General features: G+C 27.2%; 11 protein-coding genes, 3 tRNA genes and 1 rRNA gene. 3 read left to right on the top strand and 12 right to left on the bottom strand.

Going from position 1 to position 11,952, the window contains the following annotated elements:
• The first annotated feature begins 536 nt into the window (after positions 1-536).
• Entirely contained in the window at positions 537-1,214 is a 678-nt protein-coding gene (locus I2E83_RS17715) for a uracil-DNA glycosylase (protein WP_195431366.1), read from the top strand.
• Between the two features lie 27 nt (positions 1,215-1,241).
• Here I2E83_RS17715 and I2E83_RS17710 read toward each other — a convergent pair whose 3' ends face one another.
• Positions 1,242-1,436, bottom strand: a complete 195-nt coding sequence (locus I2E83_RS17710; RefSeq protein WP_243242217.1) for a hypothetical protein — start codon at positions 1,434-1,436, stop codon at positions 1,242-1,244.
• A gap of 356 nt (positions 1,437-1,792) precedes the next feature.
• Positions 1,793-1,868 (bottom strand) — tRNA-Phe (locus tag I2E83_RS17705).
• Positions 1,869-2,013: 145 nt separating this feature from the next.
• On the opposite strand from I2E83_RS17705, the gene I2E83_RS17700 reads away from it, so the two are divergent.
• Positions 2,014-2,448 (top strand): hypothetical protein, encoded by a 435-nt coding sequence (locus I2E83_RS17700; RefSeq protein WP_195266884.1) that lies wholly within the window; start codon positions 2,014-2,016, stop codon positions 2,446-2,448.
• Between the two features lie 36 nt (positions 2,449-2,484).
• On the opposite strand, the gene I2E83_RS17695 is transcribed toward I2E83_RS17700, so the two are convergent.
• The 4 genes from I2E83_RS17695 to fusA all read right to left on the bottom strand — a co-directional run bounded on the left by I2E83_RS17695 (position 2,485) and on the right by fusA (position 7,578).
• Positions 2,485-3,432, bottom strand: a complete 948-nt coding sequence (locus I2E83_RS17695) for a type II CAAX endopeptidase family protein (protein ID WP_195266883.1) — start codon at positions 3,430-3,432, stop codon at positions 2,485-2,487.
• 213 nt (positions 3,433-3,645) lie between these two features.
• Entirely contained in the window at positions 3,646-4,881 is a 1,236-nt protein-coding gene (locus I2E83_RS17690) for a competence/damage-inducible protein A (protein ID WP_195431364.1), read from the bottom strand.
• 286 nt (positions 4,882-5,167) lie between these two features.
• Complete coding sequence (locus I2E83_RS17685) at positions 5,168-5,404, bottom strand: hypothetical protein (protein WP_195266881.1); 237 nt, start codon at positions 5,402-5,404, stop codon at positions 5,168-5,170.
• 98 nt (positions 5,405-5,502) lie between these two features.
• Positions 5,503-7,578 carry an elongation factor G gene (gene fusA, locus I2E83_RS17680; RefSeq protein ID WP_195266880.1) on the bottom strand — a complete coding sequence of 692 codons (2,076 nt, stop codon included), beginning with the start codon at positions 7,576-7,578 and terminating at the stop codon, positions 5,503-5,505.
• A 933-nt stretch (positions 7,579-8,511) separates the two neighbouring features.
• Here fusA and cls point away from each other — a divergent pair.
• Positions 8,512-9,948 (top strand): cardiolipin synthase, encoded by a 1,437-nt coding sequence (gene cls / locus I2E83_RS17675; RefSeq protein WP_257447938.1) that lies wholly within the window; start codon positions 8,512-8,514, stop codon positions 9,946-9,948.
• Between the two features lie 52 nt (positions 9,949-10,000).
• On the opposite strand, the gene I2E83_RS17670 is transcribed toward cls, so the two are convergent.
• The 6 genes from I2E83_RS17670 to rrf form a co-directional block, all read right to left on the bottom strand.
• Positions 10,001-10,441, bottom strand: a complete 441-nt coding sequence (locus I2E83_RS17670) for a VanZ family protein (RefSeq protein ID WP_195266878.1) — start codon at positions 10,439-10,441, stop codon at positions 10,001-10,003.
• Between the two features lie 66 nt (positions 10,442-10,507).
• Positions 10,508-10,951 carry a hypothetical protein gene (locus tag I2E83_RS17665; RefSeq protein ID WP_195266877.1) on the bottom strand — a complete coding sequence of 148 codons (444 nt, stop codon included), beginning with the start codon at positions 10,949-10,951 and terminating at the stop codon, positions 10,508-10,510.
• 146 nt (positions 10,952-11,097) lie between these two features.
• Positions 11,098-11,262 carry a hypothetical protein gene (locus I2E83_RS17660; protein WP_195266876.1) on the bottom strand — a complete coding sequence of 55 codons (165 nt, stop codon included), beginning with the start codon at positions 11,260-11,262 and terminating at the stop codon, positions 11,098-11,100.
• Between the two features lie 239 nt (positions 11,263-11,501).
• Positions 11,502-11,577: transfer RNA gene (locus I2E83_RS17655), tRNA-Ala, on the bottom strand.
• 5 nt (positions 11,578-11,582) lie between these two features.
• Positions 11,583-11,659 (bottom strand) — tRNA-Ile (locus I2E83_RS17650).
• 5 nt (positions 11,660-11,664) lie between these two features.
• Positions 11,665-11,781: ribosomal RNA gene (gene rrf / locus I2E83_RS17645) — 5S ribosomal RNA — on the bottom strand.
• Positions 11,782-11,952: the final 171 nt, after the last annotated feature.

The raw sequence follows: 11,952 nt of genomic DNA, 5'->3' as shown, positions 1-11,952 counted from the left end.
CTCAATAAAAAGTTTAATCTCTTCGCTCAAATTACTTTGAGTCTTAATTTTAAGACGTCTAAAAGAATTGCTGGTTTATTTTACTTAACTTATTTTCTGTTCAATTTTCAAAGACCATTTTCTTCATCGCTCTCAAGCGACTTTCTTATCTTATCACTTATGCACTTCATTGTCAACAATGTTTTTTAACTTTTTTCAAGTTGTTTTGTTGGAAATCAACGTGTTCATAAGGAACGATTTACATAATATCATCTTTCACTCCTTAGTATCTATAATATTATCTATTTTATTCATATTTATATTATATTTTCTTTATTATTCTTTATTTTAATCTAATTTACTTATAAAGATATCCTAGGTAGCGTTTGTGTCTATTTAATCTTAATATATTCCAAAAATGTAATATATATATTATTATTAGATAGAATTCTTTTTTTATTTATTACATGTTTTAAATATAAAATATCTTTTTGAGTTAAAAATAATTATTAATAGTATTAAATTAATAACTAAATACTATATATGGAGGTGATACTTTGAAAAATATATTAAATAATGATTGGCAACAATTATTGCAAGATGAATTTGAAAAGGATTATTATCAAAACCTTAGACAATTTTTAATATCAGAGTATAAATCAAAAACTATCTATCCTGATATGAGTGATATTTTTAATGCATTAAAATTTACTGCATACAAAGATGTTAAGGTTGTTATACTTGGCCAAGATCCTTATCATGGTCCAAATCAAGCTCATGGTCTTTCTTTTTCTGTTAATAAGGGAGTTAAAGTCCCCCCTTCTTTAGTTAATATTTATAAAGAATTACACGATGATCTAGGATGCTACATACCTAATAACGGATTTTTAAAAAATTGGACTGATCAAGGAGTTTTATTATTAAATACAGTTTTAACTGTTAGAGCTCATGAAGCAAATTCTCATAAGAATATGGGATGGGAAATACTAACCGATAAAATTATTTCACTACTTAATAAAAGAGAAGATCCTATTGTTTTTATTTTATGGGGCAATCCTGCAATAGCTAAAAGTAAGCTTATAACAAATAAAAATCATTTTATAATTACTTCTCCCCATCCAAGCCCACTTTCAGCTTTTAGAGGTTTCTTTGGAAGTAAACCATTTTCTAAAACGAATGAGTTTTTAAAATCTATTAACAAGACACCTATAAACTGGCAAATAAAAAATATATAAAAAAAAAAGGCACTAACTGTGCCTTTTTTAATTAATTTTACTTTTTGACTTCTTATAAAATGAATAACCTAGTGATGAAATTATTGCTATAACTGAGCATCCTGAAAATGTTAATATTATATTATCGATAAAAAAGCCTAGAAATATACCAATTCCAGCTCCCACAGCTATCCCCTTTGCTAAATAATCATAATCTTGATCAGATAAAATTAACTTTTCCACCACTAACACTCCTTATATGTTAAACATCTTATAAATCTAATATCTATACATTTATTTTAATACTTACTTCTTAAATATTTCTTAACTAAAACTTAAAGTATAATTAATTATAATTAATTATTATTCTTTCATAGTAATTTACCTTAATAATACAATAAAAAACATATAAATTTGCCAATTACGTCACTTTTCTTATTATCACCGCAAGTTTATATATCTAAAACTAAAAAATAATATATATAGCTAACGCACTTTTTTGAAGTTTAAATACCAAGCTCCTATTTAGCCATACTTTCAAAGTCTTTTATATTTTTCAGTACATAAAAAAAGCTAACTAATTAATTAGTTAGCTTTCCTGGTGGCTCGACCAGGAATCGAACCAGGGACACGAGGATTTTCAGTCCTCTGCTCTACCGACTGAGCTATCGAGCCTTAACGATTTATATTTTATATAATTTTTTATAATATGTCAACGTTTTTATTTTATATTTTTTAATTTTAGTAAGAATATAAATTTTAAGTTATTTTTATAGAAGCATATAAATATAATAAAATATAGTATTAATAGGAGTGATTTATGAAATATATATTATTTATTATACTAATACTATCATTAGTAGTACTTTATTTTTATTATGAGAAAAAATTAGAATTAATGAAAAAACAATTAATGATTACTTCACATCAATATAATAATATAAGAAAGAAATATGATACACCTAAAAAAAACAATAATAATTTATCTATTAGATTTATTACCCCCACCTATAAGACCGGAATAATAAATACTGATTCTAAATTATATATAGCGCCACTGGATTCATCTCAGGTAATTAGAAAAACAAACATACGCATGGAGGTAACAGTTCTAGATTCAGCTGAACTAAATAATCAAACTTGGTATTATGTTAATCTTCCAATTGATAACTGTATAAATTGTAGAGGATGGATTAATTCAAAAGATGTATCAATGTTTTATAGTGACTCATCCTATATATCCAAATCAAATTAAGTAAAAAAAGTTAGGAGTATTGCTCTCCTAACTTTTTTATAATGAAATAGTTCTAATCATAAAGAAAATATATATTCCTATTGATAGTACAAATGGAATATTTATTATTCTATCCTTTTTCCCCACTATTCCTGATACTTCACTTGTTCTATAATTATAATTTTGAATTCTTCTTTTTGAATTAATTTTTTCCAATCCATATATTATAAGAAAAACAAATATTGAAAATATTACTGCTATAGCTCCATATATTATAAATAAAATTAATTTTTCTGATGATTCTATATTTTTGAGTGTTAATTCTGCATTTTGATTTGCATTTGATAATCCTTTAGTAATATAATCTGCTAATTTTGCCATAGTTACTGATGTTCCATTTATAATAAAGTGCATTATCATTGATGAAAATATACTATTTGTTGCTTGCACCACTAAAGCTAATATAAATCCTAATACAGCTGCATATAAAAATTGTTGAGGATCTAAGTGAAGAATACCAAAGAATAATCCTGTTACTATAGCTGATACATATTTATTTTTGTTCTCATAGCCTGAAAGCACTATCCCTCTTATTGTTACTTCTTCTGTTATTGATGGAAGTAATGCAACTAATGCTAATAAAAGTATATATGGAGTTGAAGTTATTTCTGATATAAACGATCCAATTTCATTATTAAAGAAAAATGTTCCAATCAATGAAAAAAAGGTCATTATTGGTTGAACCACAAATGCTAATAAGACAATTAAAAGAGTATCTTGCCAATGTAATTTGTTTAATTTGAGAGTTTCTTTAAAAGAAGACTTTGTAACAATTATATATATAATTGCAGGTAATAAAAATAATATCACATGATTTAAAAACAGTATAACTCTTGTATCACTTAATCCGAGTACAAGATAAAATGGCCTTAATAGTAATGGACCAAATATTTCTATTATTAATATAATTAAAAAATACATATTCGCTTTAAAAACTTTTGTCATATCTCTATCCTTTCTTTTAGTTTCTAGCGTTTCATTCTTTTACTACAAATTTATTTTAACGAATGTATAACTTATTAATTTAATGGACATAATTATAATGAAGCGAGAAGGCTTCCACAGTTAATCGCCTCTCCCCCATTTTATTTATATACAAAAATAATCCCCAACTTACTTTATAGTATGGAAGGGGATTATTTTACTCCCCTTTTTAATTTAAACTTCTAATAACTCTTTTCTTAAAATATTTAGCGCATTAAGTGTAGCTTTTCTTCTAATTCTTTCTCTATCGCCAGTAAAATTAAATTTATTTACAACAACTTTTCCTTTAATAAATACTCCTATATAAACTAATCCAACTGGTTTTTCATCAGTTCCACCACCTGGTCCTGCTATTCCTGTGGTAGAAATTGAAATATCAGTATCAGCCTGTTTAGCTATCCCTATTGCCATTTCTCTAGCTGTTTCTTCGCTTACTGCTCCATATCTATCTAAAGTTTCTTTTCTAACCCCAAGCCTCTTCATTTTAGCTTCATTTGAATAAGTTATAGCCCCTTCCTTAAATACATCCGATATTCCAGGATATGAAATTAAACTCGCTGCAACCATACCACCTGTGCATGATTCCGCAGTTGATATACTTAGTTTACTACTACATAACATTTCTGAAACAACATTTTCTAAAGAAGTTTCCCCTTCTCCATATATATACTCTCCAAGTGTACTTTTTATTTCTTTATCAACAGGATTTATTAAATCATCACATTCTTTTTCATTATTTCCCTTAGCTGTAATTCTTAATGTAACATCATTATCCTTTGCATATGGTGCCACTGTAGGATTTTTACTACTTTGAATTAAATTATTTAATTTTTGTGCCATAAGACTTTCACCTATTCCAAATAATCTTAAAGTCTTAGATTTTATAATCTTTCCTGTTATCCCTTCTAAGTATTTTTTAACATGATCATTAAACATCGGTTTCATTTCCCTTGGAGGGCCTGGTAAAATTATTAAAGTCTTATTATTTTCTGATATTATAGATCCCGGCGCTGTTCCATTAGGATTAGGTAATATAATAGATCCTTCTGGAAAATATGCTTGCTTTTTATTTGCTTCTACGATAGCCTCATCTTTCATATCTAGATATGTTTTAATCCAGTCTAAAGAAGGTTTATGAAGCTCTAACTTTTTCTTAAAATATTTTGCTCCTAACTCTTTAGTTAAGTCATCTTGTGTTGGACCCAACCCTCCTGTTGTAATAACTAAATCACATCTTTGAAAAGCTTTTTCAAATGATTCTATTATTCTATCTTCATTATCACCAATAACACTTTGATGATATACATCTATTCCTAAAGCAGCTAATTCTTTAGCTAAAAATTGTGCATTTGTATTAACTATATCGCCTAAAAGTATTTCTGTTCCAATTGCTATTATTTCTGCTTTCATTTTACTCCTCCTACATACTTTATTTATATAAGCTACAATAAAAATTCAACACTTCTATGATATACCTTAGTAATTGATATTATTTAAATTTAGTTATTATTTTTGTAACTTATATATAAATTTAAATAATATATGCTTTCGTTTTCACTAGTTTACTTAAATAAGATATTAAGCATTAAATATACTACTTACTTCAGCTGTGTAGATTATTACCTAAAACTTATATACTAAATATTTTACCATAAATTATAAAAGACTACTAATCAATAGATTAATAGCCTTTTATTTACTTTTGCTTATTAGCATTTATATAATATTTGCCAGTTGGATTAATTCCTTCATCTAATATCGAGAAATTGCTGTCTTTAAGCATGGATGTAATGATATTGATATCATTTTTGTCAACGCTACCTAAGGTTATTGTAAAATTATCATTTCTATCTACAACTCCCATATAGTCAAATATATTGCTATATTCACTAAGACCTAATCCCCCATTTATATCCATCCTATAATCTGGCATAGTATCCCTCCAATACTTTTTCTTTTGTATAAGATTTTATCTATAGCATTTATTTTATTTTATCTCACTAATTCATTATTTATTCACTATACCAAAATTTAATTTTTTTTAGCTTCCTCTATTATTTTTTTAGCTTCTATTTCAGGAACTTCTTCATATCTTGCAAGTTCACTTGTAAAGCTTCCTCTAGCTTGAGTCATTGACCTTAAATCAGTAGAGTACTTAAACATTTCTGATAGTGGAACTTCTACAATGATTTTTTGTAAGTTCCCATCTGGTTCCATTCCCAAAACTCTTCCTCTTCTCTTATTTATATCTCCAATGATATCACCCATATATTCATCTGGCACAAATATTTCTACATGCATAATAGGCTCTAATAAAATAGCTTTTGCTTGTTCTAGCCCCTTCTTATATGCAATAGAAGTAGCCATTTTGAATGCCATTTCTGAAGAATCCACTGGATGATAAGATCCATCGTGCAGTGTTGCTTTTAATCCAACTACTGGATAACCAGCTAAAACACCCTTTTCAATACATTCTCTAAGACCTTTTTCTACTGCAGGTATAAAGTTTCTCGGAACAACTCCTCCTACAACATTATCTACAAACTCTAGATCACTTTCTCCATCTTTTCTTGGCTCAAATTTTATTTTTACATCTCCGTATTGTCCATGCCCTCCTGATTGCTTTTTATGTTTACCTTGAACATCAGCAACTCCTTTTATTGTTTCTCTATATGGTATCTTAGGAAGCCTTAATATTACTTCGGCTCCAAACTTATTTCTCAACCTACTAGCTATTACATCTAAATGAGTTTCACCAACTCCAGATATTATTGTTTCTGCATTTTCCGTATCTCGTGTTATTGTAAATGTTGGATCCTCTTCTAATAATCTTTGTAGAGCTGCTGATATTTTATCTTCATCACCCTTAGCCTTCGGTAATACCGCCATTGATATTGCTGGTTTAGGGAAATTCATTTTATCATATATAACTTTATTATTTATATCGCATAAAGTATCTCCCGTTTCGGTGTATTGTAACTTTGCAACAGCCGCTATATCTCCGGCTACTACTTCCTTAGTAGGTATTTGATTTTTACCTCTCATGAAAAATACATTTGCTAATTTTTCTGCTTTATCCTTATTACTATTAATAACAGTAACCTCATTTGAAAGTTTTCCTGTTATAACTCTAAATAATGATATTTTGCCAACAAAAGGGTCTGCTATCGTCTTAAAAACTAATGCTGAAAACGGCTTATTTTCATCTAATCTTATGAAAACCTCTTCATCATTTTGTGTATTTATTGCTTTCTGAGGAATTGAATATTTAGGTGATGGAAAACATTCTACTACATCTTCTAAGAAACATCTCATACCTATAACCTTTGAAGCACTTCCACACATTACTGGTGCTATTTCGCCACTTGCACATCCTTCTATAAGTCCATTATATATTTCTTCATCACTTAATTCGCCTTCATTAAAATATTTATCTAAAAGTTCTTCATTAGTTTCAGCTACTGCCTCCATAATCATTCTTTTACATTCATCTATTTTCCCTAACAGTTCTTCTGGAGCATCCATTTCTTGAATTTTATTAGTTTTTGGATCGTGTATTCTAACTCTTTTTGATATAACATTAACTACTCCTTTAAAATTCTCTTCTGTTCCTATAGGATACTGAATTGGAACTACGCTAATTCCAAACTTTTCTTTTAATTGAGCTAATGTTTTATCATAACTTGAATTTTCTCTATCTAATTTATTAATAAAAAATGTTCTTGGTAATTTTATTTTATTACAATAATCCCATGCCTTTTCTGTTCCTACCTGAACTCCTGATACACCACATACAACTATAGTAGCTACATCTACGGCTCTCATTCCTTGAATAAGTTCTCCTGAAAAATCAAAATATCCTGGTATATCTACTAAATTTATTTTTGTTTCATTTACTTCTATCGGAGCAATAGAAACTGATAATGAAATCCCTCTCTTTTTTTCCTCTTGATCAAAATCTGTAACTGTTGTTCCATCTTCTACTTTTCCTAACCTATCAGTATTGCCAGTATTAAAAAGTAATGCTTCTACTAAAGATGTTTTTCCTGATGCTCCATGACCTATAAGTCCAATATTTCTCAAATTTTTTATTGTGTAATTTTTCATACTATCTCATAATATTTAATATAATATTATGATTACACCTACCTTTCATTTAAAATCTAAATAATTTTTGAATTAGTTCTCTCATCAAATTCCTGTGTTTATAAATTTTAAATCTCTGGTTTATAATTTGTTCTAATAAAACATCCTAAGTTCGGGTAATTTCTTTATTGCATCTTACTAATTATAGAATACCATAAAGGTTTTTCCTTTTCCAGAATATTCAGATTATTTATCATCAGTCTAATCTATATTTATTTTTATGCTTTGCATATAAGATTAAGTACAAAAAAGTGCACCTATAATTTATACTATAGCTACACCTTCTGTTATCTTAATTTTTGACATATTTTTTATGTTTATTCAGCTTTACATAATTATTTTTCATTAATTAAATATCTATATTTTATCAGGAAGAAAATTAATAATCATATTAAATTTTATTACTATTATTTGAAATATAGTATCGTTATAGCATAGTTAGAATATTATAGAAAGAACCATATTAAAAGAAACAATTTCTAAATATAGTTCCTTGATGCGGTAGCTTATTACCGACTCTCTCTATAGCTACTAAAATACTATTATTTGAGTTAGTGCTATTATCTTTTGATTTCATTCGTTATCCCCCTTAAATAGTAAATACACAACAATAAATTTTTCTACTTTTTTAAATTTTATTTTACACGTTTTTCACTCCATTTTATAACTATTATATAGGCATATTAATCTTTTTCAAGATTTTATTAGTATTTCATAAAAATTTATGAAAAATGTTATATTAACATTATCAAACTCTTATAAAATATATGATTAATTTTAAAAATGTAATTGCTATATAATCATCTTTATATTAGTTTCTAATTAATTAAAATCTATATTTTAGTCAAGAATATTATTATAGATAATTATTTTTTGAAGGAGGTTTTTAATATGATTGCAATTAATATAATTTTTTATCTATCATTCATAATAAATCTCTTTATAATATTTATAATAATTATATTTGGGAAAAAACGCCATGAGAAAACTTTATCATGGATTCTAATATTAATTATATTCCCTCCCCTTGGACTAATTCTCTTTATACTGTTAGGTAGGAACTGGAAGATACATACATTAGATAAAAAATCAAAGCAAAAAGTCAGTAGCTTAATTACTCCTTCACTATTAAATAAATCTCATATATCTAATGAATTTCAGCATATTGTAAACTTATTAGTATCAAATTCATATTCTCCACTCTTTATAAATAATAGTGTTACTATTTTAGATGGAGGAATTAATAAGTTCGAAGCTCTAAAAAGTAAACTACTAGAAGCAAAAGACCATATTCATTTAGAATACTATATTGTTAAAGATGATAATATAGGAAATGAAATAAAAGATATATTGATAAGAAAATCTAAAGAAGGCGTAAAAGTTAAATTTATAATCGATAAAATGGGTTCTATAAAATTAAGCACTAGATATATTAACGATTTAAAAAATTCTGGGGTTGATGTTGTTTTTTATTCTTATGTATTAGCACCTTTTTTTAGATTCATTAATACCCAAGTGAATTATAGAAATCATAGAAAAATAGTTGTTATAGATGGTACTACAGCATTCCTAGGAGGAATTAATATAGGAGACGAATATTTGGGGTTAGGCAAATTAGGTGATTGGAAGGATTGTCATATAATGATTGAAGGTGATTGTGTACTTGGCTTGCAATCAATTTTCTTAGATGATTTTTCAAGTATAAAAAAATATAATAATGAACAAATTTCAACCTTAGCCAATATCGAAGACTATTTTAAAAATAAAGAATTTGATGGTAATATACCAATGCAACTAATAAAAAGTGGACCAGATTCTGAATACCCTAGCATACTTCAATGCTTTATAAAAATGATTAGCACTGCTAAAGAAAGTATTAATATAATAACTCCTTATTTTATCCCATCTGAAGGTTTAATGGATTCATTAAAAATAGCTGCATTAAGTGGCATTAAAATTTCAGTAATTTTTCCTAAAAAAGCCGATCATTTTACTGTGAATAAAGCGTCACAAACTTATTTAGCTGAATTAGTGAGATCTGGAGTTAAAGTTTATTTATATAATGATTCCGGATTTATTCATTCTAAAATTTTAACTGTAGATAAAAAAATATGCACAATAGGAACAGCAAATATGGATATACGAAGCTTTGAATTAAATTATGAAATCAATGCATTAATATATGATGAAGGAATAACTTGTGAATTTAATAAAATATTCGATAACTTATTAGAATATTGTACGGAGTTTAATTTAACAGAATATGAATCTAGATCTTTAACTAGCAAATTTCTAGATGGAATCTCTAGACTATTTTCTTCAATACTATAAAAGGATATTCAAATATTATTGAATATCCTTTTATAGTATTGAAAATTATATTTTACTTATTTAATTTTACTATTTCTACTATCCTCGTTATTAAATAACCAATAGCACCTCCTGAAGTGTCAATCAATACATCTTTAAACGCCATATTTCTTCCCGGAATAAAATATTGATGAAATTCATCTGTACTTGCATATAAAAACACAAAAATTATTGAATATAATCTAGCTCTTTTAGTAGTAAAATAGAACTTGCTTACGTTATATGCAAATAAAAATAATATTAGATATTCTGAAAAGTGTGCAGTCTTTCTAACTACTAAAGTAGCTAACTCACCAAAATATTGATTTAATTCTATTCCAAAAAAGCTAAATATTTTCAAAACTAATTCACTTTGGCTACTAGAAACTTCACCTGGTTGATGTGACATAAAAAATATAATCCCCATCCAAACTATTAGCATAGCCCACGATATTATCTTTTTGTTTTTATTCATTATTCTCTCCCTATGTTAATTTAATATATTTTCCTTTTTATATAATAAATATTTTATCCTTTGATATCAATCTTTTTCAACTAAATATCTATTAATATACGCTAACGATTGTTCTAGCATACCTTGACCTCTCTCTAAATCTTTAACATTAACTTCTAAGTTATATATTCTTTGTTCTACTAAATTCATTATTTGCTTTATATCGTTTAATAATTTAGCTTCATATGAAACTTGTACTCCATCAGAATCTATATATATTTTTTCTGGAACAGATCCACATTTAGAGCACTTAGCATATATTCCCTTCTTCTCAACATCTCTAAATATTTTGAATGTATCATTATTACAGTTAGAACAATTAGGCAACATTATAAAATCTTGATCACTTACATCAATATCATATTTAGACTTACACTGAGCACAAATTAAATGCAACTTATCTTCTTCACTTTCTAAAAAAAATCTATTCCCACTACAGCCATCTTTTTCACATACAAAAGTTCTTATCATTTCCTAATCCCCCTCCTTATTTAGAAAGAATACCCTTCTACAATTTAATATGCTAGACTAAATAAATTTATTCTTATTATTTATATTAGTTTTAACTACATATATTGTAAAAAGTAAAATAGACCTAAACTTATAAGTTAGGTCTATCAAATATTTTTATTATTACAAAATTCATCTGATTCCTTTAATGCTACTTCTACTTCTTTTATAAGATCATCTATCCTGCTTGTATTTTTACCTGCTAATACTAGCTCTCGCTTTTCTAATTTTAATTTTATTAATTTTTGCTCTAACTCATCCTTCTTACCCATACCAACACTCCCCATCTAAGGATAAGACCTTAAAACTTTTACATTAAAAATTAAATAGTTTATTATATATTAATTATATATTATTTTTCTCTCTATTCCTAATTAAAATTTTAGAAATTTTTAAAACTTTTTCGACATTTGGAAATCCCATACATGTATTATATTACTATTAAATAACTTAAAATATTCCTTCTAATTTTAAGTTATAAAAAAAGAAGTTATGATAACATAACTTCTTTTGGTGGAGGTAAAGGGATTCGAACCCTTGACCCCTTGCGTGCAAGGCAAGTGCTCTCCCAACTGAGCTATACCCCCAAATATGGTGGACCTTCAGGGACTCGAACCCCGGACCTACCGGTTATGAGCCGGTTGCTCTAACCAACTGAGCTAAAGATCCATAATACCTGGCAACGTTCTACTCTCCCACACAGTCTCCCATGCAGTACCATCGACGCTGTAGAGCTTAACTTTCCTGTTCGGAATGGAAAGGAGTGTTTCCTCTACGCCATCATCACCAGATTACATTAACATTATATTGTAAAATCAATATCTTGTCAATACTTTTTTCAGAAATATTCTCTGAAAATTGCACATGAATTAATTTTAAGCCTGTTTTTTATTGGTCAAGCCCTCGACCTATTAGTATCAGTCAGCTAAATATGTTACCACACTTACACCTCTGACCTATCA

The organism is Clostridium sp. D46t1_190503_E9 (genome assembly GCF_015555225.1).
In the GTDB taxonomy this organism is placed as follows: domain Bacteria; phylum Bacillota; class Clostridia; order Clostridiales; family Clostridiaceae; genus Clostridium.
This window is presented reverse-complemented; position numbering and strand designations above follow the sequence as displayed.

Bases quoted from the DNA above. Each gene is read 5' to 3' on its own strand.
- I2E83_RS17700 (WP_195266884.1), top strand. From the start codon at position 2,014: ATGAAATATATATTATTTATTATACTAATACTATCATTAGTAGTACTT.
- I2E83_RS17695 (WP_195266883.1), bottom strand. From the start codon at position 3,432: ATGACAAAAGTTTTTAAAGCGAATATGTATTTTTTAATTATATTAATA.
- I2E83_RS17690 (WP_195431364.1), bottom strand. From the start codon at position 4,881: ATGAAAGCAGAAATAATAGCAATTGGAACAGAAATACTTTTAGGCGAT.
- I2E83_RS17685 (WP_195266881.1), bottom strand. From the start codon at position 5,404: ATGCCAGATTATAGGATGGATATAAATGGGGGATTAGGTCTTAGTGAA.
- fusA (WP_195266880.1), bottom strand. From the start codon at position 7,578: ATGAAAAATTACACAATAAAAAATTTGAGAAATATTGGACTTATAGGT.
- I2E83_RS17670 (WP_195266878.1), bottom strand. From the start codon at position 10,441: ATGAATAAAAACAAAAAGATAATATCGTGGGCTATGCTAATAGTTTGG.
- I2E83_RS17665 (WP_195266877.1), bottom strand. From the start codon at position 10,951: ATGATAAGAACTTTTGTATGTGAAAAAGATGGCTGTAGTGGGAATAGA.
- I2E83_RS17660 (WP_195266876.1), bottom strand. From the start codon at position 11,262: ATGGGTAAGAAGGATGAGTTAGAGCAAAAATTAATAAAATTAAAATTA.